A 22,858-nucleotide genomic window follows, 5' to 3' on the forward strand; every position below is an offset into this window, starting at 1 on the left:
GCTTCATCTGCGCCCTTGGTCCGGGCGTGCCCGGAGCGCGGCGACCGTCAGTCGCCGTCCGGGTGTGCTCCGCCGGCGGGCGGAGCACTTCCCCTTGGCCTGATCAGGGCTGGGGCTGGATCACGGTCCAGTCCCGGTTGCACACCAGGGTGGGCGCGACGGCGGGGTTCTGCGGGTTGAACTCGTCTCCCCGGTTGATGTCACAGATCGTCTGCCAGGAGACCCCGGCCGTGTCGATGACCTCGACGTACAGGTGGTTGCCGTGCTCGGCCACGGTGTGGTCGCACGCCGCGTTGATCGTCGTCTCACCGATGGTGGTGATGTCGTACCAGTTGGTCGGGTCGATCGACGGCTCGAGACCGCGGGTCCCGACGAAGATCTTGCCGCTCTTGACCTCTGCGAGGAACTGCGTCTCGCCCTGGATCCAGGAGTCGATGCTGACGCAAGGGCCGGTGGAACCGGTGTCGCCCTTCGGGCCGGTCGGGCCGGTGGGGCCGGTGTTGCCCTGCGGGCCGGTGGGTCCGGTGGGGCCGCGCTCGCCGCCCTTACCGGGAGGGCCCGTCGGGCCGGTGTCGCCGCGGTCACCCTGCGGACCGGTGGGCCCGGTGGGGCCGGTGTTGCCGTTCTCGCCCTGCGGGCCGGTGGGGCCGGTGGGGCCGGTGTTGCCGTTCTCGCCCTGCGGGCCGGTCGGGCCCGTCGGGCCGGTGGCTCCCCTGGGGCCGGTGGGGCCGGTCGGGCCCTTGGTGGGCTTGGGCTTCGGCTTGGGCTTGGGGCCCAGCTTGTCCGCCGTCAGGACGTGCGAGCCCGTGGTCCTGGTGCTGTGCGCCTGGGCCTGCGCGAAGCCGGCGAACCCGGCGACCACGGAAGCGGCCAGCGTGGTGGCGGTACCCGCCATGATCGCGGCCCGGATGCGGGGGGACGAGGGCAAACTCCTCTTAGGAGTCACTCCACTGCTCCTTTGCTGCTGGAAAGGTGCTGAAGAGAAAATCGTCTTCGCCGTATTGCTTACCGAACTTTTGAGCAGATTCTTAGGCAATCCGGACATAAGTCGCCCGATTGGCCGCTCGTGGCGCGACGTGGCTGCGTCCATGTGCAGGGCTTCGCCGCGTCAGGGGCGGTTCCCGGTCATGCGGGCCGCCGATGCGAGCGTCGCGTGTGCCTCGCGGGAAGTGAGGCCGGTGTGCAGGGCGGCTTCCACGAGGGAGGGCTTGAGGGCGTCGCCCAGCCCGTTCTCGTAGGCGCGGCAGGCGGCCCAGAACAGACGCGTGTTGCGCTGCCCGCGGTGTGCGGCGAGCACGAACTGCACAAGGCCCCGCCCCTGCTCGTCGTGTGCGACGGGCGCGGGGTGGTGTGCGCGGGGCGGGGGCGCGAGCAGACGCAGAAGGGCGGGTGGGCAGGGCGCCGGCGGCAGATGTGCGGTGCCCGGGACGGTGCCGTACACGCCGTGTTCGGTGCGTGATCCGGGGCCGACGAGATAGCCGCCGGCGCCGCGCACGTCGATGCCCGGCGCCAGGCGCCCCGCGGAATTGGGCACCACCACGTCCGGCGGACCGCTCAGCCACAGGTGGCGACCGCCGCTGGGGGTGGTCACCACGACGGTGTCGGGGATCGTGAACAGGTGGCGCAGTGCGAGTTCGCGCAGGGCGGCCGAGGAGTCCGTACCCGACTTGGTGTCCAGGTCGATGCCGATGAGGTGGTGCGGAGGCAGTCCGCAGGCGATGCCGTAGCCGGTCGCCCGGGGGGCGGCGGCGAAGAGTTCCCTGATGCGGATCGGGTCGGTGGTCGCGTCGTACACGCCGTGTCCGGGGCGGCCGCACTCTCCGTGGCACGGCGTCGGACCGGGTTCGTCGTGGTGCGGGGAGCGCAGCGCGGGGAGCTTGGTGCGGGAGAGCGGGATCACGGCCAGCCCGCGTTCGGCGGCGGACAGGGCATGGGCGAGGGCCAGGGCCGCGAGGGGGGCGGCGTGCCGGTCGGTGGTGGCCATGCCCTCCATGTTCGTACGTGTGTTCGAAGAAAGGAAGGGGGGACGGGTGCGGGGAGGGCGAGTCGCCCCATTGGCAGGGAATGTGCTGAAACGCTTCGCCCCCTGCGGCGGCCGGGTGGTGGCGTCCGCGCACCGGTTGAGCAGCGCCTTTCGCGATGCAAAGGGGGTTTATCGACTTGTCCTCACGCTTGCGGGCGAATCGGGCCTTCGGGGGTGGTTCGCCCGGGTCCGCTGGGCAACTCTGATCACGCGACGTCGTGACCCACTCCGAGGCGGTCGGCCAACTGCCTGGGAAAAACGCGTACTTCCGGCCCTATCCCGGTGCGTACTTCCGGTTCTGGAGGAATCACATGGCAAGCATCCGTCCCGCCCGCGCCCTCGCTGCCGCCGCCGCACTGCCGCTCGTCGCGGCCCTGTTCTGCGGTGTCGCCGCTGCGGACAACGGCGCCATTGCGGGCAGCGGATCGAACGCGGCCGTGGCCTCGATCGTCGGCAGCGGTGTCGGCGGCAACAACCATGGCAACTCGTCCACCACGCAGCAGCAGGCGGTGGGCACCGGCGCCTCGAACCAGAACAACTCGGCCCAGGTGAACGGCTCGGCGTTCACGGCGATCCGCCAGTCGAACGAGAACGTCGCCATCCGCTTCACCAGGCTGTGGTGAGCCCACGCCCTCCTGGGCCCTAGCGGCAGGGAGAGGTCACTCCATGGGGAGGCGTGAGGGTCTGCGCGGCGGTGCTTCGGCGCCGCCGCGCAGGCGTTTGTGCACACCGGCGGGCGCGCCGGGGGCTTCGGCGGGGCCGTGCCCGGTGTCCTGGGCGGCGTCGGGTGCGTACGGGCTCCGCCCTTGACAGCGACAAGGATCTGACGGACAGTCAGAAACCGTTCGGGGATCCCGGGGACCTGGTCCGCGGATCCGTTGATCCCGTGGTCCCGTCATCCGTGCTCCCGTGCTCCCGTGCTCCCGTGCTCCCGTGCTCCCGTCGTCCTGCGGACCGTATGTCGGCAGGGCCCATATGTCGCAAGGCCCGTTTGTCGGCAGGGCCCGTACGTTGGCACGGTCCGAGGGCCGGCAGGGGCCGCCGGTGAGCAGGGTCCGCCCGGTCCGTCGATCCGTTCGCCGCGGATCGCCGGTCCCCTTCGCCCCGTCCACCCGCAACGGCCGGTACGAGAAGGAGGCGCCGCCGTCGTGCACCTCGCCCCCACCGTGCGCCAGCGTGAACTGCGCACCGAGCTGCGCGCGTACTTCCGCGCCCTCATGCCCGAGGGTCCGCCGCCCCCGGACGCGTACGCCGAGCAGCGCCGGCTGCTGCGCCGGATCGGCGGCGACGGACTGCTCGGGCTCGGCTGGCCGGTCGAGTACGGCGGTCGGGGCCGCGGACCCGACGAGCAGTTCGTCTTCTTCGACGAGGCGTACCGCGCGGGCGCGCCCGTCTCGATGGTCACGCTCAACACGGTCGGGCCGACGCTGATGGCGTACGGCACCGACGAGCAGAAGGCCTTCTTCCTGCCGCGGATCCTCAGCGGCGACCTCGTCGTCGCCATCGGCTACAGCGAGCCGTCGGCGGGCACCGACCTCGCCTCGCTGCGGACGCGGGCGGTGCGGGAGGAACGCGGGGACGGCAGCGGCGACTGGGTGGTCGACGGGCAGAAGATCTTCACCTCCAACGCCCAGAACGCCGACTGGATCTGGCTCGCCTGCCGCACCGACCCCGACGCCCCCAGGCACCGGGGCATCTCGATCCTCCTGGTGCCCACCGACGCGTCCGGGTTCTCGTGGACGCCGATCGAGACCGTCGGCGGGCAGACGACCACGGCCACGTACTACGACGGGGTGCGGGTGCCGTCGGGCGCTCTCGTGGGCGAGGTGAACGGCGGCTGGGGGCTCATCACCAACCAGCTCAACCACGAGCGGGTCGCCCTCGCCGCGATCGGCATGCAGGCCGAGGACTTCTACGCGGCGGCGCTGGCCGCGGCACGTACACCCGACCGGACCGGCAGGCGCCGGATCGACGAGCCGTGGGTGCGCTCCCGGCTGGCCGAAGTGCATGCCCGGCTGGCGGCGACACGCCTGCTCAACTGGCGTCTGGTGGGGGACGTGGGGGCGGGCCGGCTGGCTCCCGGTGACGCGAGCGGCGTGAAGTTCGCCGGAACGGAATCCGCCGTCGAGGTCTATCGCATGTGCCAGGAGGTCGTGGGGGACGCGGGCCTGGTCCGGGCCGGGTCGGCCGGGGCGTTCGGGAACGGCGAGTTGGAGCGGATGAACAGGGCGGCGCAGATCAACACCTTCGGGGGCGGGGTGAGCGAGGTGCAACGGGAGATCGTCGCGACCATGCGGCTCGGGATGTCGAGGGGGCGGCGGTGAGCGCGAGGGAGGCCGAGGGGCAGGCGGCCGGAGGGGCCGGGGGACCGGCGGCGAGCGGGGCGAGGGCCGAGGGACCGGCGGTCGGCCGGGCCGAGGCGAGCGATACGGGAGCGGAGGGGCTCACCGCGCGCCTCCAGGCGTACGCGGGCCGGGTCGCGGCCGTTGCGGCGGCAGGCAAGGACCCCGTCAACGCCGCGATGATCCGGCACTGGTGCGAGGCGATGGGCGACACGAACCCGGCGTACACGGGGCCGGGCGCGATCGCGCCGCCGACCATGCTCCAGGCCTGGACGATGGGCGGACTCTCCGGGCACCAGGGACGCTCGCCGGCGTTCGACGAGCTGATGGCGCTGCTCGACGGCGCGGGCTGCACCTCCGTCGTCGCCACCGACTGCGAACAGGAGTATCTGCGTCCCCTGCGCCCCGGCGACGAGATCACCTTCGACGCGGTGATCGAGGCGGTGTCGGACCGCAAGACGACCAAGCTCGGCACGGGGTACTTCGTCACGACCAGGATGGACGTCCGGGCGGGCGGCGAACGCGCCGGGACGCACCGCTTCCGGATCCTCAAGTACGCCCCCGCGGCCCGGCGACCCACGGCCGAACCACCGGGGTCCGGGCCGCGAGCAACGGGATCCGGTGCCACCCCGGCGGAGTCCCGGTCCGCGGCGGGGCCCACCGGAGGCCGCGCCCCCCGGCGCCCCCGCCCGGTCGTCAACCGCGACAACGCGGGCTTCTGGGACGGCGTGGCCCGCCATCGGCTGCTCATCCAGCGGTGCACCGGCTGCGAGACCCTGCGCTTCCCGTGGCTGCCGGGGTGCAACGCCTGCGGCGGGCTCGACTGGGACACGGTCGAGGCGAGCGGCGAGGGGACGGTCCATTCGTACGTCGTGATGCACCACCCGCCCTTCCCGGCCTTCGACCCGCCCTACGCGGTGGGGCTGATCGAGCTGGCGGAGGGCGTGCGCATGGTCAGCAACGTGGTCGGCGTGCCCCATGACCGGGTGCGGATCGGGATGCCTGTCCGACTCACCTTCCAACAGGTCGACGACGAGCTGGAGTTGCCGGTGTTCCAGGCCCTCGGGGAAGGTGCGGCCTGATGGACTTCACGCCGACGGAGGAGCAGGCGGCCGCCCGGGAACTGGCGGCCCGGATCTTCGGGGACCTGGCCACACCCGAGCGGCTCGCGGCCGCGGGCACCGGTTCGGATGCCGAGCTGTGGAAGGCGCTGTGCGCGGCGGGCCTGCCCGCCGCCGTCGCCGACATCGGGCTGCTGGGCCTGGTGCTGCTCCTGGAGGAGCAGGGGCGTACGACGGCCCAGGTGCCGTTCGCGGCGAGCTGTGTGTACGGGCCGGCGGCGGTGGGCACCCATGGCACGCCCGACCAGCGGGAACGGCTGCTGCCCGGTCTGGAGGACGGGTCGGTGGTGGTGTGCGGCGCGTTCCCGGCGCAGGGGAGTGTGCGGGTCGGGGCGACGGAGCGCGACGGGGTCCCGGTGCACGGCGGGACTCCGGTGTGCGACGGGGCTCCTGTGCGGGACGGAGCACCGGGGAGGGACCGGGCATCGGGGAGCGACCGCGTGGCGGCAGGGCACGGCAGCGTGCCGGGAAGTGCGGGTGCGCGGCACGGCGAACTGCTGCGCCCGGACGGCGCGCTGACGGGCGACGTCCCCGCCGTCCCGTGGCTGCGGGACGCCACCCACGTACTCGTGGCCGCCGCCGACCACAGCCTGTGGATGGTGAGCACGGCCGACGCGGAGACCGAGCCCGTCGAGCTGACCGCGCCCTGGTCGGCCGGGCGGCTCGTGCTGGACGGGACACCGGCCGAGCGGATCGGGGGTGCCGATGCGTACGCCGACGTCCTGGCCACGGCGCGCACGGCGTTCGCCGGGCTCCAGGCAGGGGTGTGCGCGGGCTCGCTGGCCCGGGCCGTCGCGCACACGAACACGCGCGAGCAGTTCGGCGCGCCCCTCGCCACCAAGCAGGGCGTCCAACTGCGCGCGGCGGACGCGTACATGGACACCGAGGCCATCCGGGTCACGGCCTACGAGGCGGCCTGGCGGCGCGACGAGGGACTGCCGTACGCGACGCATGCCCTGACCGCCGCGTGGTGGGCATCGGAGGCGGGCCGGCGCGTGGTCCACACGGGTCAGCATCTGCACGGCGGCGCGGGCGCCGACCTCGACCACCCGGTGCACCGGCATTTCCTGTGGGGGCGGCAGCTGGACGCCCATCTGGTAAGCGGCGCCGAAGTCCTGGCGCAGCTGGGCGACATGATCGCGGAGGGCGCCGGGGACACGGGACGCGCGGAGGAGGACGCGGTATGACGGCGGGACGGACACGGCGTACACCAGCACCCACATCACCCGCTCCACCCGGGCCGTCCGCGCTCCTGAGGGCCGGTGCCGAGCTGCCGCCCCTGGAGATCCCGGTCACCCGGACGCTGATCGTCGCCGGTGCCATCGCCTCGCGCGACTACCAGGACGTGCACCACGACGCGGAGCTCGCCAGGGAGAAGGGCTCCCCGGACGTCTTCATGAACATCCTCACCACCAACGGTCTGGTCGGCCGCTACATCACCGACCACTTCGGCCCCTCCGCCGTGCTGCGCGGGGTGGCGATCAGGCTCGGGGCGCCCAACTATCCGGGCGACACGATGGTGCTGACCGGCACGGTCACCGAGGTCGACGGGAACACGGCACGGATACGGGTGACGGGGACGAACGGCATCGGCACACACGTGACCGGGACGGTGACGGTGACGGTCCCGGCGGGGGCGGGATCCGGGGCGGCCCGGACATCGGTGGCGGCAGGGGCACCGGCTGCCGGGACGTCGACCGCCGGGACCCCGGGCCCCATCGAGGCGGTGGCGGCGGCGGAGGCCGCCGCCGGGGAGGGCGGCGCGGCATGAGCGTACGGGCGAGGGACACGCTCGGCGGGAAGGCGGCGATCGCGGGGATCGGGGCCACCGAGTTCTCGAAGGACTCGGGACGCAGCGAACTGCGGCTTGCCGTGGAGGCGGTGCACGCGGCGCTGGACGACGCCGGGCTCGCACCGGCCGATGTCGACGGCATGGTCACCTTCACCATGGACACCAGCCCGGAGATCACGGTCGCGCAGGCGGCGGGGATCGGGGAGCTGTCGTTCTTCTCGCGGGTGCACTACGGCGGCGGTGCGGCGTGCGCGACCGTGCAGCAGGCGGCGCTGGCGGTGGCGTCGGGGGTGGCTGATGTCGTGGTCTGCTACCGGGCGTTCAACGAACGGTCGGGCAGACGGTTCGGCTCCGGGGTGCAGCACCGCGAACCGACGGCGGAGGGTGCCGCGCTCGGCTGGGTGCTGCCCTTCGGACTGCTCACCCCGGCGTCCTGGGTGGCGATGGCCGCCCAGCGCTATCTCCACGCGTACGGACTGACGCCCGAGGCGTTCGGCCATGTCGCGGTCGTCGACCGGAAGTACGCCGCGACCAACCCGGCGGCCTACTTCCACGGCAGGCCGATCACGCTCGCCGACCACGCGGCATCCCGCTGGATCGCCGAGCCGCTGCGGCTGCTGGACTGCTGCCAGGAGACCGACGGCGGTCAGGCGATCGTGGTGACCTCGGCCGAGCGGGCCCGCGACCTGCCGCAGCCGCCGGCCGTGATCGTCGCCGCGGCCCAGGGCGCCGGCCGGGGCCAGGAGCAGATGACCGGCTTCCACCGGGACGACCTGACCGGGCTGCCCGAGATGGGCGTGGTCGCCCGGCAGCTGTGGCGGAGCGCCGGGCTCGGCCCCGGGGACATCGACGTGGGGATCCTGTACGACCACTTCACGCCGTTCGTGCTGATGCAGCTGGAGGAGTTCGGATTCTGCAAGCCGGGTGAGGCCGCCGGCTTCGTGGCGGAGGAGCGGCTGCCGCTGAACACGCACGGCGGTCAACTCGGGGAGGCGTATCTGCACGGCATGAACGGCATAGCCGAGGCGGTACGGCAGCTGCGCGGCACCGCCGTGAACCAGGTACCGGGCGCGGCCAGGACCTTGGTGACCGCGGGCACCGGCGTCCCGACGTCGGGGCTGGTCCTGGGGTCGGGAGGCTGACCGCCGGGTGCCTCTCCGCACCGGTCGGCGCCCCCGGCCCGGGCCTGCGCCCGGGCGGGTTCGCCCGGGTCGTGAGGGGGGCGAACCCCCAGGGGGTGTCCGGGACTCCTCCATCTGAAGGAGGTGGGGTCCACCCCCCTCGTACAACCTGAGAGTGACAGCGCTTCGGGACCTGCGGCCGATCCGCGACGGTAGGGGTCGCTCCTAGCGTGGAGTCATGACCGCAACTCTGGCGCCCGTCTGTACCGGTGCATCGAAGCCCGCGCGGCCCACGCCCGTGGCTGCCGCGGCGTACCCGTCGTTCACGTCGTACGTACGAGCCCGTGGGCCCGTGCTGCTGCGCACCGCCCGCTCGCTCACCGCGAACCAGAGCGATGCCGAGGACCTGCTGCAGACGGCCCTGGCGAAGACCTACGTCGCATGGGACCGCATCCAGGACCACCGCGCGCTGGACGGCTATGTGCGCCGCGCGCTGGTGAACACGCGGACCTCGCAGTGGCGCAAGCGCAAGGTCGACGAGTTCGTGTGCGAGGAGCTGCCGGAGCCGGAGACGGCCGCGCCGGAGGACCCGGCCGAACAGCAGGCGCTCCGGGACGCGATGTGGCGCGCGATCATGAAGCTGCCCGCCCGGCAGCGCGCGATGGTCGTCCTGCGGTACTACGAGGACCTGAGCGAGGCGCAGACCGCCGAGGTGCTCGGGGTGTCCATCGGCACCGTCAAGAGCGCGGTCTCGCGTGCGCTCGGCAAGCTCCGCGAGGACCCGGAGCTGAGCCCCGTCCGCTGACGCACGGGATGTCGAGCGGGGTGCCCACCGCTTCTCGCTCCTTGATCGATTGCCCGGAACTAGTGACATACCGCGCGGTATGTGAGCAGAATCAGCGCAGCCCCTACTGCCGCGTAGGCAATGCCGCCCCGGGAGGACGCCGCCGTGCTGAGCACCATGCAGGACGTACCGCTGACCGTCACTCGCATCCTTGTGCACGGAGTGCTGGTGCACGGGACATCAACGATCACGACATGGACCGGTGACGGAGAGCCACAGCGCCGCACCTTCGCCGAGGCCGGCATCCGTGCCGTCCAGCTGGCGAACGCTCTGCGCGACGACCTCGGTGTCCGGGGCGACGACCGGGTCGCCACGCTCATGTGGAACAACGCCGAGCACGTCGAGGCCTACTTCGCCGTGCCCTCCATGGGCGCGGTCCTGCACACGCTGAACCTGCGCCTGCCCGCGGACCAGCTGACGTGGATCGTCAACCACGCGGCCGACCGCGTGATCATCGTCAACGGCTCGCTGCTGCCGCTCCTCGCGCCGCTCCTCTCGAAGCTGCCGACCGTCGAGCACATCGTGGTGTCGGGCCCGGGCGACCGCTCGCTGCTGGACGGCGCGACCGCGCGGATCCACGAGTACGAGGAACTGATCGCCGGGAAGCCGACGACCTACGACTGGCCGGAGATCGACGAACGCCAGGCCGCCGCGATGTGTTACACCTCGGGCACCACCGGGGACCCCAAGGGCGTGGTGTACAGCCACCGTTCGATCTACCTGCACTCCATGCAGGTCAACATGACCCAGTCGATGGGGCTGACGGACCAGGACACGAGCCTCGTCGTGGTGCCCCAGTTCCACGTCAACGCATGGGGCCTGCCGCACGCGACGTTCATGACCGGCGTCAACATGCTCATGCCGGACCGCTTTCTGCAGCCGGCCCCGATCGCCGAGATGATCGAGTCCGAGCGGCCCACGCACGCGGCCGCCGTCCCCACCATCTGGCAGGGCCTGCTCGCCGAGCTCACCGCCAGGCCCCGCGACGTCTCGTCGCTCGGCCAGGTGACCATCGGCGGCGCCGCCTGTCCGCCCGCCCTCATGAAGGCCTTCGACGAGCTCGGCATGCGCGTCTGCCACGCCTGGGGCATGACGGAGACCTCGCCGCTCGGTACGGTCGCGCGTCCCCCGGCGTCGGCCGTCGGCACGGACGAGGAGTTCGCCTACCGGACCACGCAGGGCCGCTTCCCCGCGGGCGTGGAGGCCCGGCTGACCGGACCCGGGGGCGAAACCCTCCCCTGGGACGGCGAGTCGGCGGGCGAGCTGGAGGTGCGCGGCCCCTGGATCGCGGGCGCGTACTACAGCGGCCCCGACTCCGAACCGCTCCGCCCCGCGGACAAGTTCAGCGCGGACGGCTGGCTCAAGACCGGCGACGTGGGCGTCATCAGCCCCGACGGGTTCCTGACCCTGACCGACCGTGCGAAGGACGTCATCAAGTCGGGCGGCGAGTGGATCTCCTCCGTCGAGCTGGAGAACGCCATCATGGCCCATCCGGAGGTCGCCGAGGCCGCGGTCGTCGCCGTGCCCGACGACAAGTGGGGCGAGCGCCCCCTCGCCACGGTCGTCCTGAAGGCAGGCTCCACCGCCGACTTCGCGTCGCTGCACTCCTTCCTCGCCGAGAAGATCGCCAAGTGGCAGCTCCCGGAGCGCTGGACCTTCGTCGAGGCCGTCCCGAAGACGAGCGTGGGCAAGTTCGACAAGAAGAAGATTCGCGAAGCACACAGGTTGGGCCAGCTCGACGTGACCAAGCTCAGCTGACCTCGGCCGAGTCCCGTTCAGAGCCCCTGGCAACCGCCGGGGGCTCTGTGCGTCAACTTCTGCCGGGGCCGTCCACGAGCGTTCTCCGCGAGCGACGGCGCCCGTCGTCCGCAGCCCCGCCGGACCGGGAGGACGCACTCGGGCTCCGCGTACCGGGGCCCGTCGCTCAGTTGGTGCCGATCTTCGCCAGCAGATCGACGATGCGGTCCTGCACCTCGGTGTTGGTCGACCGCTCTGCGAGGAACAGCACGGACTCCCCCGCCGCGAGACGCGGCAGGTCCGCCGGGTCGACGGCGGCGGTGTAGACGACGAGCGGCGTACGGTTCAGCCGGCCGTTCGCCCGCAGCCAGTCGACGATTCCCGCGCGCCGGCGGCGTACCTGCATCAGGTCCATCACGACCAGGTTCGGCCGCATCTGTCCGGCCAGCGTCACCGCGTCGGCATCGGTCTCGGCGCGCGCGACCTGCATACCGCGCCGCTCCAGCGTCGCGGTCAGCGCCATCGCGATCTCCGTGTGCTCCTCGATGAGCAGCACACGCGGCGGGTGCTGCTCGCTGTCGCGCGGCGCGAGGGCCTTCAGCAGTACGGCGGGGTCGGCGCCGTACGCCGCCTCGCGCGTCGCCTGACCGAGGCCGGCCGTCACCAGTACCGGCACCTCGGCGGCCACCGCGGCCTGGCGCAGTGACTGGAGGGCGGTGCGGGTGATCGGCCCGGTGAGCGGGTCGACGAAGAGCGCGGCGGGGAACGCGGCGATCTGCGCGTCCACCTCCTCGCGGGAGTTGACCGTCACCGGGCGGTAGCCGCGGTCGCTCAGCGCCTGTTGCGTCGACATGTCCGGCGCGGGCCAGACCAGCAGCCGGCGCGGGTTGTCCAGGGGCTCCGGCGGCAGTTCGTCGTCCATCCGCTGCGGCTGCGGCTGGTTGGCGATCTCCACGGCGCCGTTCGGCCCGTCCAACGGCTCGGGCCCCTCGGCGTCGTCGTCCGGGGCGCCGATGGCGTAGGCGCGGCCCCGGCCTTCGCTCTGCACGGAGGGCAGCCGGGGATGCGACGGCGCGGGTGCCGCGGATGCCGCGGGACTCCCCGCGGTCGCGGGCTGGGGCTGCGGCGCCGTGTTCTGCGCCGGGATCCCCGTCTGGGTTGCCGTCGCGGACGCCTGCCGGTCGCCGCCGGGCGTGCCGAGCTTGCGCCGCCTGCCGGAGCCGCTGGTCTGGCCGGCCGGGGTGGGGTGCGCGGTGGTGGCGGGCAGGGGCCCGGGCGGGGTCTGCGACGGGGCCGGGGCCTGGGGCTGCTGGGGCGGGAGCGGCTGGGCGCCGCCGCCCTGGGTTCCGCCCTGCGGACGCGGCTGACCCGCGGCCCGCTGCTGCTCGTGCTCGGCGAGCTGGCGCCGGAACGGCACGCCCTGCCCGAGGGTGCGCACGCTGATGGAGCGCCCCTGGGTGGACTGGGCCGAGGAGTTGGCGGTGGGGTTCGCGGGGGTGGAACCCGTATCGCCCGGCGCGGCCTCGGCGGGCAGCGGCTGTGCGACGCGGGGCTGCGGCGCGGCGGGCACGCCGTTCGGCGGGGTGGCCGGGTCGGCGGGGGCCGCCGGGGCGATGTCCGCGGGCGCGCCCGGGGTGCCGGGGACACCGGCTTCCGTACCCGGTTGGGAGGCCGCCGCGCCCTGGGCCGCCTGGGCGGGGACCCCGGCGGCGGGGGTGGGGTGCGCGGGGATTCCACCGGCGGGTGTGGCGCTCGGCGGTACGGCGACGGCCGGAGCGACGTTCGCCGGTACGGCGATGGGCTGGGCCCCCTGGGCGGGGACGCCGTCCGCCGGGGTGGCATAGGCGGGGATGCCGGAGGCGGGAGTGCCCGCGGCCGGGGCACCGGCCTCCTGGACGCCCTGAGCCGGGGTGCCCTGAGCCGGGGTGCCCTGAGCCGGAGTTCCCTGGGCGGGGACGCTCTCTGCCGGAACTCCCCGAGCAGGGGCGGCCTGGGCGGGGGTGCCGTGGGCCGGCGTGCCCGGTGCCGCGGCCTCCTGCTGAGGCCCGCCCGGCAGGGGCCCGGGAACGGACGTCCCCTCGCCCTGGGGCTGGGGCATCTGGGCCGGAAGCCCGGTCGCCGGGAGTCCGGCGCCGTGTGCCCCGTCCACCGGCAGCGCCTGGCCGGGAATCCCGGGACGGCCGGGACCCTCAGGGGCCCCCGCGGCGTTCTGCTCCCCCGCGGCCCGCCGTCCCCGGCGCCGGCCGCCGGGGGCCGCCGTCGGGTGCGGCTCCGCGGGAGTGTGATCGTCCTCCGGCCCCCGGAGGGCCACCGCGTGCTGTTCCTCGCCCGCATCGCCGAACGGCGCCCGGTCGGCGGCGGCCGGCGGCAGGGCGAACACGGCGCGTCCGGGCGCGGCCCCGGCATCCGGGGCGGGCCGCTCGCCTGCCGGGGCCAGCGCGCGCCGCGCGCGCCGTCCGCCCGGCTGCGGCGCTCCCGCGGGGTCCGCCACGACCGCGGCGCCGTCCGGGACGGCGGCCGGGCCGACGTCGGCCCCGGCCTCCGCGCCGGTGTCCGACCGAGTCCCCGAGGGCAGCGCGGGAAGCGCGTGCTGTTCCGGCGCCCGGCGCGCCCGCCGGCCCGTCGGAGCCGGCATGCCCTGCGGCGGGACCGCACCCAGCGCCGGAGCGCCCGGGACGGGCTCGTCCGCCGTCATGACCGCGCCCTCGGCCGGGCTCGGCCGTCCGCGCCTGCGTCCCGTGCCGCCCGCGGACGTGCCCGGACCCGCGGCCGGCACCGCGGTCTGCGGAGTGTCGTCCGTTCCTCCGGACTCCTCGGCCCGCCGCCCGCGCCGCCGTCCGGTACCCGTGCGCGCCGCGCCTTCCGGGCCTGCGGAGCTGTCGGCGGACGCGCCGGAGCCCGTCCCGTGCGGGTCTTCGGTGCCCGCGGCTTCCGCGGTGGGGCCCTCGGCCCCGCTCTCCAGGAACGCGTCCACGGAAGCGCGCCGGGCCCGTCGCCGCCCGCCCCTTCCGGACCCTCCGGAGGCCTGCGCGGGCAGTGCGAGGGCGGCACCCGCCTGCGTACCGGCACCCGTGTCCGCGCCCGCACCCGTGTCCGTACCGGCATCCGGTTCGGCGGTCGGGCCGGTGTCCGTGCCCGGCAGTGCGAGCACCGCCGTCCCGCGGTCCGCGGGAACCGTCCCGGCACCGCCGCCGATCGGCACCTCCAGCACATAGGCGGCGCCGGTCATCCCGGGCACCTCGTGCGTCTGGAGAACCCCTCCGTGCGCCCGCACGATGCCCCGCACGATCGGCTGGTGCACCGGATCGCCCCCGGCGTACGGGCCCCGCACCTCGATGCGTACGACATCGCCGCGCTGGGCCGCCGCCACGACGATCGTCGAGTCCATGTAACCGGTCGCGGCGACCGGTGCGTTGCCCGTGGCGTCGACGCCCGCGACGTCGGCGACGAGGTGCGCGAGTGCCGTGGCGAGCCGCTCCGGGTCGACCTCGGCCTCGATCGGCGGCGCGTGCACAGCGAACTGGGCGCGCCCGGGGCCGATCAGCTCGACCGCCCCGTCGACACCCGCGGTGACCACCGCGTCGAACATCACGGCCCGCCGCGCCAGCACCTCCGCTCCGGCGTCGAGTCGCTGGTAGCCGAGCACGTTGTCGACGAGGGTCGTCATCCGGGAGTACCCGGCGGCCAGGTGGTGCAGCACCTGGTTGGCCTCGGGCCACAGCTGCCCCGCGTCGTCCGCGGCCAGCTGTCCCAGCTCGCCCCGGAGTTGGTCCAGGGGCCCGCGCAGCGAGCCGCCGAGCACGGCGAGCAGCTGCTCGTGCCGGGCCGCCAGGGCCTCGTAGCGGTCCTTCTCGCGCTCGCCGAGCGACGCGTACCGCTCCTTCTCGGCGGCCAGCTCCTCGGCGTGCTCCTCGACGAGCCGCGCCATCTCCGACTCGTGCGCATCGCCGGCCTCGGCGGCCTCGGACTCGTAGCGCTCGCGGATCCGGGCGACCTCGGCCTCGTGGGCCTTGCGGGCCTCGTCGAGCTCGGCCGTGTGCCGCTCGGCCTCCTGCTCCTTCTCGGCGACCAGCGCGTCGTAGGCCCGCCGGTCGGTGAACGTCAGCACCGCACCGACGAGCTGGTCCCCGTCCCGTACGGGCGCGGTCGTCAGGTCGACCGGAACCTTGTCGCCGGTCTTGGACCACAGCACCTGCCCGCGCACCCGGTGCTTGCGCCCGGAGCGCAGGGTGTCCGCGAGCGGTGAGCCCTCGTACGGGAACGACTCGCCGTTCTCGCGGTGGTGCAGCACGAGCTCGTGCAGGTCCTTGCCGCCGAGATCGCTCGCCCGGTAGCCGAGGATCTGCGCGGCGGCCGGGTTGACGAGGACGACGCGGCCCTCGGTGTCCGTGCCGACGACGCCCTCGGACGCCGCGCGCAGGATCATCTCGGTCTGCCGCTGCGAACGGGCCAGCTCGGCCTCGGTGTCGACGGCTCCCGACAGATCGCGCACGACCAGCATCAACAGCTCGTCGCCGGTGTACCCACTGCCGTCGTAGGCCTGCTGCCCGTTCTCCAGATTCGCGCTCGTGACCTCGACAGGGAACGAGCCGCCGTCGGTACGACGGGCCATCATCCGGGTCGGCTTCGTACGCCCGCGCTCGTCGGTCGTGTCCGGACGCCGCATCGACCCGGGGATCAGCCGGGAGTCGAATTCCGGAAGCAGGTCCAGCAGTCCCCGCCCGACGAGCGCCGTGCCGGGGGCCTCGAAGGCCTCCAGGGCGATGCTGTTGGCGTTGACGACGGTGCCATTGGCGTTGACCAGGACCAAGGCGTCCGGAAGCGCGTCGAGTATGGCTGCGAGGCGAGCAGCGCCTCGGGATGGCCTGCTGCTCACGAGACGCTTCCTCCCTGTTACCGCACCTTGCTGACCGCGCAGGCCATCTTGCCCTCCGGCCCGCGGCGTGTCACGCGAGGGAGTCTACGGGCAGTGGTTGCGCTCGCGACGCCGGATGAGAGGGAGGAAACACGGCGAATGTGCATCACCCGTCGGCGGAAGCCACGGCAGATGCCGTGACTCGTCGCGGTATGCCTGGTCACGGCCGCGCGCACCGTCGGCGGATGCCCGGCCGGACCGTCAGGGGGACCGCCCGGACCCTCACACCGGACTGCCCGGACTCTCACACGGACGTCCCCGGACCCTCACACCGCCCGGCGGCCGCCGTCGCGCCGCCCAGCGCCCGTCGTCGCGCCGGGCCGACTTCCGCCGTCACACCGCCAGGTCCTCGTACAGACCCCGTCGGACCCTCGCCTCGGCCACCTCGGCACCTCGGCGCTCCCGGTCGGGAGCTCAGAGGACGCGGGTCGAACGGGTCGCCGGCAGCACCGGCACCAGCGCGTCCCAGCGGGCCATCTCGCAGCCGTTCCCCCGGTCGAACCGTGCGTCGACCGGGCGCCCCGCCCAGATCCCCTTGATGTGCGCGGTCCCGGGCCCCCCGTACTGCATGGTGCACATGGTGCCCCGCGGGACCGGCGCGAACGGGTCCTTGCCCCAGACGGTCCTCTTGTCGAGCTGGGCGCAGGCGGTCCGCGGACGCGGGTGATCGCCCGTGGCGGGGTGGCACAGCAGCCGGTACGTGCCGTCGGCGCCGGGCCCGACCCCCTCGACCGTGATCGTGAGCCGGTCCTCCGGCGTCGGCAGCGGACGGGTGTGGGCCGCCGGCGGCGGCAGCGGACGGGCGTGGGCCGCCGGGGCCACCGTGGACAGCGCGGCGGCGGAGACGGCGGCGGTGAGAACGAGACGGCGCAGCATGACGGCTCCACGGGGTGCGGGGTACGCCGGTGGCGTACGGGATTCTCCGGGGGCTCGTACGCGCGACGGCGTGCGGCCCCACTGCACTAACGCACCGCCCGAGCGAACGTTGCGGCGCGGGCCGGAGGCCTTTGCCCTGCGGGCTTCCTCCCTAGTACCGTGGGGGGCGATTGGTGACAGCCCGCTCGGCTGTGTCATCATCTGGACGCACCACTCGCGCTCGCGCGGGCGGCTGTGCTGGAGGCGTCGCCTAGTCCGGTCTATGGCGCCGCACTGCTAATGCGGTTTGGGCCTTAAAGCCCATCGAGGGTTCAAATCCCTCCGCCTCCGCCCCAAGATCCGAAGCCCCGGTCATCACGACCGGGGCTTCGGACGTTTCCGCGCCGGACACCGCGGCCGCGTTTCCGTGCCGGGGGTGAGTCTCCGAACCGGAGGACGCGGTGCGCTTTCTGCATCGGAGGACGCGGTGCCGTCGCTCCCGCTCGCGGGCCCGCGGCGGGCGTCGCGCGCTGCGTCCCCGTCCCGGGACGGGTCGCGTGGCCGAGTTCCCTCCGCCCTCGGACGTCGCCCTCACTCGGCCACTCCAGGGATGATTTGTCCAGGTCAGACCCGGTGTGCGAATCGGATTTCGCCTCCCGGCCCAGGTCATGTAATGTTGTTCCCGCAACGCCGACCGGGCAGAAAAGCCCGGAAGGAAGAGCAAGCACAACAGAAAAGACAAGCACTCGTAGCTTAACGGATAGAGCATCTGACTACGGATCAGAAGGTTGCAGGTTCGAATCCTGCCGAGTGCACAACAGTTCAGAGGCCCCTGTGGAGTGATCCACAGGGGCCTCTGGCTTTTGCCTTGACGGCAGTGATTGACGGCAACCGCCTCAGAAGGCGGCGCGGGGTCGATCAGACGGCCATGGGGACATCGGCCGGACCGGCGTCATCGTCCGGATCGTTGCCGTCACCCCGCAGCGCATCCCCAACGCGGTCGAATGCGGAGCGCTGGGAGTCCAGCCGTACGAACGTGTAGATGTCCATGGTCACGCGGATGGAGCTGTGGCCCAGGACTTCCATGATCATTCGGGCGTCGGCGCCCTGTCGTGGAGCAGAGACGCGCAGGTGTGGCGCAGGTCGTGGAAGCGGACCTTGCCAAGGCGGCCAAGGGCCGCCGCCGCTCAATGTCTCCGCCACCGCTCCGGCGGCCCCCACCCGCTCAGCGCGCACCACCGCCGAGGCGGACGCCCGACCAGGAAGCAACCCAACCGCTCCGAGCACCAGGACCAGGCCCACGCGCACCAAGCACGACCACGCCGCCCACCCGGCTCGCGCTTCCCAGCCGAACGAATCTCAGAGCCGCAGACAGGCCCATTCGTCTGGCATCTGCGTCTCCAACGCCCAGGCTGGAGACCGACCGATGCCCGTGACGCATGGAAGGGGCGTGGCTGAGGTCGGCGGGGGTTGCTTGTTGTCAGCCTTAGCCATGCCAGCGGCCTCGCGATGGAGACCGGGGTATCAAAGGCAGCTCAGGGCCTTACCTACCTCGTAGATCGTTGGTCGATCTTCCGGTGCGCGGCTGAGCATCGCGTCGACCAGGTCGCCCAGCTCACCGCGTACCTTCACGGGCCGGCGCCTGCCGTTCGCCACGGCGTTTCTCTGTACGGGACGCGGAGCGTCGTCGGGGTATTCGACAGCCCGCCAGCCGGTTGCGGAGATGAGCAGCGACGCGCCGAGCGCGTAGACGTCGGCTTCCTGTGTCGGTTCGGCTTCTCCTGTCGCGAGCACGCTGCGGGCGATCTCCGGGGCCTCGTAGTGGACGAGGCAGCCGCGGAATGGAAAGTCGTACCGCTCGGGTACGTGTCCGCCCCTGGCAAGGGCGAGGTCGATGAGGTGTGTGCGTTCCGGCCCGATGATGAAGTGGGCGGGCTGTACGTCGCCGTGTGCCCAGCCCTTCGCATGGAGTTCGGCCAGAGCTTCGACGCAGCCGAGCGCCGCCTCGGCATGAGGTTCGATGGACAAGCCGTGGTCACGGCAGGGTTCCCACAACCGGTACAGGTCCGGCCCTTCGTGCCACGGCTGACAGTTCCACGTCCCTCGGTCCCACTCGCCGTAGGCGACGTCACCGAAGCCGAGGCGATGCACTACGGCACCCTCGCGCGCAGGTGCGAGCGCGGTCCAGGGCTGGGCAGGCCAGTCGGCCGTGGCTTCGATGGGATAGCCGAGCTTCACGGCATACCGGCCCCGATGGCTCTCTACCGCCCAGACCGTCGAGCCCCGGCGGTTGATGACCAGGCGCTGAGCCATGGGCATGAGTGCGTCGAGCACCACAATGGGCAGTTCAGGGGCTGCGCCGGACATGGATGTCCCTCCTTCCAGGCAATGCGGCCGACCCCGAGTCGAGGCCGGCCGCAGCGCTGTTGTCGTGCCTACGCCTGACCGTAAGGTCGACCGCAGTCCGAGTCGCACTGTGCGAGATTCGCACCGTTCACGGTCCACAGGTCATCGAAGACCATGAACCCGGCAGCCTTCATAGCGTGGGCCGAGGCGGCCACCATTTCCGGATCGCGTGCTCCCCCGCCCGGCTTCGGGTTGTGGTGCAGGAAGCGACCCGCGTGCTTCTCACACAGCCTTGCGTACTCCTTCGTGTGCAGGATGAGCGCGTGAAGACCAAGGTCCACGTCGTCCGACGGGACCATGGGGACAGTGGCTGTAGCCGCGGTGACGGCGAATGCAACCGCCTGGTCCGCGATCCGCTCGGCACGCTCGGGCGACTGCCCGTCGTGAAGGACAACGAACTGGGCGAGACTCTCGAACAGCTCCTCCCCAGCGACCGCGCGACCGGTCTTCTGATCGCTCGCCATTGCCGTCATGTGCAATCTCCTAGCGTGAGATGGTGCAGGGCACGTACATCCCGCTCCCGTCGCCGAGCTCGGCTCATAGACGAGGGGAAACGATCTTGGAGGCCGGCCCCCAACGGGACGGGGGAGCCGCTGAAATCGGCACCCGTGCGGGGCGGCCGGTCTAATGGCGGGTGCCGAGAGCCATGCCGATCACCAGGCCACACGACCCGCTGATGCCGATGATGAACAGGACTCCCGCGTACCGGCCGATGGCTCGCATCACAGCCCAGCCCGGCTGTTGCCGTTCTCCACGGTCAGACGCGCGCTCAATTCCTCCCGCGCACTGAGCGCCATCACCTGGTCTGGCATGGCATCCCACTCCCTACCGCCGCGAAGGGGCCTCATCTGCACACGGCCGCCGACCTCACCCATGACGACGCCGATGCGCCTATTGGAGGTGTCCTTCGCCAGATCGCCGATGCGTGGCTTGGTCTGCCGGTTGCTCGCCATGCAGTGCAGCATCGCGCCGCCCATCAGGGCGTTGGAACCGCCGACAAACCCCACTTCGGGACGTCCCGCGTGGGGTAGAACGTCCCTAGTGCCGTCCTCAGGTGTTGGGAGAGATTGGGATGCCGAACGAGAGGTTACGTGCTGCCTTGGCTGCCGGCGGCTGGACGTACACCGCCCTCGCGGACAAGGTCGAAGTCGATCCCAAGTCCGTCGAACGATGGGTCAATCTGGGGCGTACGCCGCGTCGTGCCACGGCCATGTTGGCAGCGGAAACGCTAGGAGAAGACGTGCACGCTCTATGGCCGGCGCTCCGGCAGGCCCGCCCCGCCCGCGCCGTGAGTCCAGAACTTGTGGCGCTCTACGACCAACGGGCGGACATCCCCGTGTCCACCTTCGTGGACATGCTGACCCAAGCGCGCGAACACATTGACGTGTTGGTGTATGCGGCCGTCTTCTTGCACGAGGCGTATCCGCGGCTCAACGACTTGCTGCGTGAACGAGCTGCCGAAGGGTGTGTGGTTCGTATCGCGATCGGCGACCCGGACAGCAAGAACGTCCAACAGCGCGGCCAAGAGGAGAAGTTCGGGCATGGGATCGAGTCCCGTTGTCGGCTTGCTCTCATGCACTACCGCCCCCTTGCTGGGGTACCTGGCATCGAGGTACGGACCCACGCCACCACGCTCTACAACTCGATCTATCGCGCGGATGACCAGGCGATGGTCAACGCCCATGTCTGGGGCGTGAATGCCTACGGTGCCCCTGTGTGGCACCTCCGCCGCTGCGGAGAGGGTGGCATGTTCGACACCTACGCCAGCAGTTTTGATGCCGTATGGGCGACCGCGACACTGGTAGGGGAAGAGTGACTGTGGCACGGACTGAGTACTACGACGACCCGGCGGCACCTGAGCCGAACAGCCTGGTGGTCGCCGCGTCTGCCGTCGTTACCGACGACGAAGGGCGCCTGCTCCTCCAGCGCCGACGGGACAATGATCTCTGGGCGCTACCTGGTGGCGGCATGGAGATGACCGACTCACTTCCCGGAACGGCCATCCGGGAGGTGAAAGAGGAAACTGGCCTGGACGTAGAGATCACTGGCCTCGTAGGCACGTACACCGACCCTCGCCACGTCATTGCCTACTCAGACGGTGAGGTGCGCAGACAGTTCAACGTCTGCTTCACCGCCCGCGTGGTCGGCGGCCGGCTCGCGATCTCGGACGAGTCAACGGAGCTGCGGTTCGTCCAGCCGAAGGAAATCGATCAACTGCCGATGCACCACACGCAGCGCCTACGGATCCGTCACTTCTTGGAGCACCGTGAGCGGCCCTATCTCGGCTGACCACGTTCGACGCTCGGGGTTGGTGGTCGTTGGGACTCCTCACGGCGGGCTGCCCGATCCTACGGATCAGAAGGTTGCAGGTTCGAATCCTGCCGAGTGCACACAGTTGAGAGGCCCCCGGAGATGATCCGGGGGCCTCTTGCGTTGGGCGTACAGCAGCGAAGTACCGCAACCGTGTCGGCCGGTGCCGTCCATCGCGCCGGACAGCTGGTCGAGCGCCGAGCGCACCTCTTCCTCGCCCGCCTCCGCACAGACCTCCGTCGTCATGGCGATCTGCGAGTGCCGCAGGATGCGTTGTGCCACCTTCGGGTGCACCTTCAGGGCGACCAGGAGCGAGTTGCATGTGTGCCGGGTGTTCCGGAGCGGAATCACACGGAGGCCGACCGGTCAGCCGCTGCATCGCCTCCCTCCAACCGCCTGTTCGCGAAGCCCCGGTAGGCCTAGGCTCGGCTGATGACCTTGGAATGGCGACATGTAATTGTCCACTCGGCAGATCCGGCGGCCCTGGGGCAGTGGTGGGCCGAGGCTCTTGGCTGGGTCGTGGTCCACACCTCCGATGTGGAGTTCGCGATCCGCCCGGAGCCGGATCGCCTGCCGGGGTTGGAGTTCGTCCGGCTTGATGAGCCCAAGAAGGCCAAGAGCCGACTGCATCTCGACTTCGTGCCTGATGATCAGGACGCCGAGGTGGCACGCCTGGAGGCTCATGGCGCACGGCGTGTTGATATTGGTCAGGGCGACCAGTCGTGGGTTGTCATGGAAGACCCCGAAGGCAACGAGTTCTGCGTCCTTGGCCGACGACCTCAGTGAGAACCCCTGAGACCGCGCGTGCCCAGCCTGGCGGGTGCGGTTCGGAGGCTGCGTCGAAGGCGCAACGAGCCGACATCAGAGCCTGACACCGACACCGGCGACCAGGGGTGGGTGCCGGCGAACACGGATGGCGCGTCCCCCTTGTGCCCTGTGCTCCGGAACAGGGACGGCCGGGGCGAGGGATCGACCTTCAGGACTGTGTGTGGGGCGCGGCTCTGCGGCGCAAGCCCCACGCCCTGAACCGGCCGCTCACGTAGATGCCGACGCCGACGGACAGCGCGATCAGCAGAGCCGACGGCATGACGTCGAGGGTCACGTGGCGGCCCGCGGCCGGCAGTGACCCCAGAAAGGCGATCGCCGTGAGGGTCGCTGCGGCCACAGCAAGGCAGACTGCTGTCTCGGCCCACCACATCGCCCGCGTCGGTCGAGTCGTCATGGCGATGTTGTAGATCGCGCATCCGCCTGCTGTACAGCAGCGGAGTACAGCAACCACAGCAACCGAGGCCGTCCGGCGGCGGCCTCGTAAGGGCCGTAGGGCGACCGGTATGACGACCCTCACTGACCGATCCGCACAGAGCCACGGATCAGAAGGTCGCAGGTTCGAGT

The 22,858-nt window shown here is 72.0% G+C and carries 19 protein-coding genes, 2 tRNA genes and 2 pseudogenes; 13 read left to right on the forward strand and 10 right to left on the reverse strand.

The window, feature by feature from the left end; translation table 11 throughout:
• Window positions 1-103 precede the first annotated feature (103 nt).
• Window positions 104-928, reverse strand: a complete 825-nt coding sequence (locus ACWCP6_RS09020; protein WP_450931708.1) for a hypothetical protein — start codon at window positions 926-928, stop codon at window positions 104-106.
• A 180-nt stretch (window positions 929-1,108) separates the two neighbouring features.
• A complete protein-coding gene (locus ACWCP6_RS09025; RefSeq protein WP_450931709.1) occupies window positions 1,109-1,984 on the reverse strand; it encodes a bifunctional DNA primase/polymerase in 876 nt (291 codons plus the stop codon).
• Window positions 1,985-2,334: 350 nt separating this feature from the next.
• On the opposite strand from ACWCP6_RS09025, the gene ACWCP6_RS09030 reads away from it, so the two are divergent.
• The 8 genes and pseudogenes from ACWCP6_RS09030 to ACWCP6_RS09065 all read left to right on the forward strand — a co-directional run bounded on the left by ACWCP6_RS09030 (window position 2,335) and on the right by ACWCP6_RS09065 (window position 11,001).
• Entirely contained in the window at window positions 2,335-2,646 is a 312-nt protein-coding gene (locus tag ACWCP6_RS09030) for a hypothetical protein (protein ID WP_450931710.1), read from the forward strand.
• Between the two features lie 525 nt (window positions 2,647-3,171).
• Window positions 3,172-4,347, forward strand: a complete 1,176-nt coding sequence (locus ACWCP6_RS09035) for an acyl-CoA dehydrogenase family protein (protein ID WP_450931711.1) — start codon at window positions 3,172-3,174, stop codon at window positions 4,345-4,347.
• Complete coding sequence (locus ACWCP6_RS09040) at window positions 4,344-5,447, forward strand: bifunctional MaoC family dehydratase N-terminal/OB-fold nucleic acid binding domain-containing protein (protein WP_450931712.1); 1,104 nt, start codon at window positions 4,344-4,346, stop codon at window positions 5,445-5,447. Before ACWCP6_RS09035 ends, ACWCP6_RS09040 begins: the two co-directional genes overlap by 4 nt.
• A complete protein-coding gene (locus tag ACWCP6_RS09045) occupies window positions 5,447-6,673 on the forward strand; it encodes an acyl-CoA dehydrogenase family protein (protein WP_450931713.1) in 1,227 nt (408 codons plus the stop codon). The genes ACWCP6_RS09040 and ACWCP6_RS09045 overlap by 1 nt, the downstream gene beginning before the upstream one ends.
• 65 nt (window positions 6,674-6,738) lie before the next feature.
• A pseudogene (locus ACWCP6_RS09050) lies at window positions 6,739-7,131 on the forward strand (MaoC/PaaZ C-terminal domain-containing protein); the annotation flags it as partial.
• Window positions 7,132-7,253: 122 nt separating this feature from the next.
• The gene (locus ACWCP6_RS09055) at window positions 7,254-8,420 is read left to right on the forward strand and encodes a lipid-transfer protein (protein WP_450931714.1); all 1,167 of its coding nucleotides are present in this window, start codon (window positions 7,254-7,256) and stop codon (window positions 8,418-8,420) included.
• Window positions 8,421-8,637: 217 nt separating this feature from the next.
• Window positions 8,638-9,204 carry a SigE family RNA polymerase sigma factor gene (locus ACWCP6_RS09060; protein ID WP_450931715.1) on the forward strand — a complete coding sequence of 189 codons (567 nt, stop codon included), beginning with the start codon at window positions 8,638-8,640 and terminating at the stop codon, window positions 9,202-9,204.
• Between the two features lie 120 nt (window positions 9,205-9,324).
• On the forward strand, window positions 9,325-11,001 hold the full coding sequence (locus tag ACWCP6_RS09065; protein WP_450931716.1) for a long-chain fatty acid--CoA ligase: 1,677 nt from the start codon (window positions 9,325-9,327) through the stop codon (window positions 10,999-11,001).
• Between the two features lie 166 nt (window positions 11,002-11,167).
• Here the strand turns inward: ACWCP6_RS09065 and ACWCP6_RS09070 are convergent, their stop codons facing one another.
• Window positions 11,168-15,856, reverse strand: coding sequence for a PAS domain-containing protein (locus ACWCP6_RS09070; protein ID WP_450931717.1), 4,689 nt, complete (start codon window positions 15,854-15,856; stop codon window positions 11,168-11,170).
• A gap of 453 nt (window positions 15,857-16,309) precedes the next feature.
• Complete coding sequence (locus ACWCP6_RS09075) at window positions 16,310-16,771, reverse strand: SSI family serine proteinase inhibitor (protein ID WP_450931718.1); 462 nt, start codon at window positions 16,769-16,771, stop codon at window positions 16,310-16,312.
• Between the two features lie 239 nt (window positions 16,772-17,010).
• On the opposite strand from ACWCP6_RS09075, the gene ACWCP6_RS09080 reads away from it, so the two are divergent.
• Window positions 17,011-17,101, forward strand: a tRNA-Ser gene (locus ACWCP6_RS09080).
• A 391-nt stretch (window positions 17,102-17,492) separates the two neighbouring features.
• Window positions 17,493-17,565: transfer RNA gene (locus ACWCP6_RS09085), tRNA-Arg, on the forward strand.
• Between the two features lie 103 nt (window positions 17,566-17,668).
• Here ACWCP6_RS09085 and ACWCP6_RS09090 read toward each other — a convergent pair.
• The 4 genes from ACWCP6_RS09090 to ACWCP6_RS09105 all read right to left on the reverse strand — a co-directional run bounded on the left by ACWCP6_RS09090 (window position 17,669) and on the right by ACWCP6_RS09105 (window position 20,121).
• Window positions 17,669-17,842: a hypothetical protein gene (locus tag ACWCP6_RS09090; RefSeq protein WP_450931719.1), complete on the reverse strand. Its 174-nt coding sequence runs from the start codon at window positions 17,840-17,842 to the stop codon at window positions 17,669-17,671.
• A gap of 432 nt (window positions 17,843-18,274) precedes the next feature.
• A complete protein-coding gene (locus tag ACWCP6_RS09095) occupies window positions 18,275-19,117 on the reverse strand; it encodes a protein kinase domain-containing protein (protein ID WP_450931720.1) in 843 nt (280 codons plus the stop codon).
• 68 nt (window positions 19,118-19,185) lie between these two features.
• Window positions 19,186-19,629, reverse strand: coding sequence for a hypothetical protein (locus ACWCP6_RS09100; RefSeq protein ID WP_450931721.1), 444 nt, complete (start codon window positions 19,627-19,629; stop codon window positions 19,186-19,188).
• Between the two features lie 249 nt (window positions 19,630-19,878).
• The gene (locus ACWCP6_RS09105; protein ID WP_450931939.1) at window positions 19,879-20,121 is read right to left on the reverse strand and encodes a hypothetical protein; all 243 of its coding nucleotides are present in this window, start codon (window positions 20,119-20,121) and stop codon (window positions 19,879-19,881) included.
• Between the two features lie 107 nt (window positions 20,122-20,228).
• Between ACWCP6_RS09105 and ACWCP6_RS09110 the strand changes: the two genes are divergently transcribed.
• Window positions 20,229-20,972, forward strand: a complete 744-nt coding sequence (locus tag ACWCP6_RS09110) for an XRE family transcriptional regulator (protein ID WP_450931722.1) — start codon at window positions 20,229-20,231, stop codon at window positions 20,970-20,972.
• A gap of 2 nt (window positions 20,973-20,974) precedes the next feature.
• Window positions 20,975-21,445: an NUDIX domain-containing protein gene (locus ACWCP6_RS09115; RefSeq protein WP_450931723.1), complete on the forward strand. Its 471-nt coding sequence runs from the start codon at window positions 20,975-20,977 to the stop codon at window positions 21,443-21,445.
• 180 nt (window positions 21,446-21,625) lie between these two features.
• Here ACWCP6_RS09115 and ACWCP6_RS09120 read toward each other — a convergent pair.
• A pseudogene (locus ACWCP6_RS09120) lies at window positions 21,626-21,826 on the reverse strand (site-specific integrase); the annotation flags it as partial.
• Window positions 21,827-21,898: 72 nt separating this feature from the next.
• Here ACWCP6_RS09120 and ACWCP6_RS09125 point away from each other — a divergent pair.
• Window positions 21,899-22,252: a VOC family protein gene (locus ACWCP6_RS09125; RefSeq protein WP_450931724.1), complete on the forward strand. Its 354-nt coding sequence runs from the start codon at window positions 21,899-21,901 to the stop codon at window positions 22,250-22,252.
• 190 nt (window positions 22,253-22,442) lie between these two features.
• Here ACWCP6_RS09125 and ACWCP6_RS09130 read toward each other — a convergent pair whose 3' ends face one another.
• Entirely contained in the window at window positions 22,443-22,688 is a 246-nt protein-coding gene (locus ACWCP6_RS09130) for a hypothetical protein (RefSeq protein ID WP_450931725.1), read from the reverse strand.
• Window positions 22,689-22,858 lie beyond the last annotated feature (170 nt).

The sequence above is a fragment of the Streptomyces sp. NPDC002004 genome, assembly GCF_053593975.1.

Excerpts from the sequence above, each read along its gene's own strand:
- ACWCP6_RS09025 (WP_450931709.1), bottom strand. The coding sequence starts at position 1,984 with ATGGCCACCACCGACCGGCACGCCGCCCCCCTCGCGGCCCTGGCCCTC.
- ACWCP6_RS09030 (WP_450931710.1), top strand. The coding sequence starts at position 2,335 with ATGGCAAGCATCCGTCCCGCCCGCGCCCTCGCTGCCGCCGCCGCACTG.
- ACWCP6_RS09045 (WP_450931713.1), top strand. The coding sequence starts at position 5,447 with ATGGACTTCACGCCGACGGAGGAGCAGGCGGCCGCCCGGGAACTGGCG.
- ACWCP6_RS09055 (WP_450931714.1), top strand. The coding sequence starts at position 7,254 with ATGAGCGTACGGGCGAGGGACACGCTCGGCGGGAAGGCGGCGATCGCG.
- ACWCP6_RS09060 (WP_450931715.1), top strand. The coding sequence starts at position 8,638 with ATGACCGCAACTCTGGCGCCCGTCTGTACCGGTGCATCGAAGCCCGCG.
- ACWCP6_RS09065 (WP_450931716.1), top strand. The coding sequence starts at position 9,325 with ATGCCGCCCCGGGAGGACGCCGCCGTGCTGAGCACCATGCAGGACGTA.
- ACWCP6_RS09075 (WP_450931718.1), bottom strand. The coding sequence starts at position 16,771 with ATGCTGCGCCGTCTCGTTCTCACCGCCGCCGTCTCCGCCGCCGCGCTG.
- ACWCP6_RS09090 (WP_450931719.1), bottom strand. The coding sequence starts at position 17,842 with ATGATCATGGAAGTCCTGGGCCACAGCTCCATCCGCGTGACCATGGAC.
- ACWCP6_RS09095 (WP_450931720.1), bottom strand. The coding sequence starts at position 19,117 with ATGTCCGGCGCAGCCCCTGAACTGCCCATTGTGGTGCTCGACGCACTC.
- ACWCP6_RS09100 (WP_450931721.1), bottom strand. The coding sequence starts at position 19,629 with ATGACGGCAATGGCGAGCGATCAGAAGACCGGTCGCGCGGTCGCTGGG.
- ACWCP6_RS09105 (WP_450931939.1), bottom strand. The coding sequence starts at position 20,121 with ATGCTGCACTGCATGGCGAGCAACCGGCAGACCAAGCCACGCATCGGC.
- ACWCP6_RS09110 (WP_450931722.1), top strand. The coding sequence starts at position 20,229 with ATGCCGAACGAGAGGTTACGTGCTGCCTTGGCTGCCGGCGGCTGGACG.
- ACWCP6_RS09125 (WP_450931724.1), top strand. The coding sequence starts at position 21,899 with ATGACCTTGGAATGGCGACATGTAATTGTCCACTCGGCAGATCCGGCG.
- ACWCP6_RS09130 (WP_450931725.1), bottom strand. The coding sequence starts at position 22,688 with ATGACGACTCGACCGACGCGGGCGATGTGGTGGGCCGAGACAGCAGTC.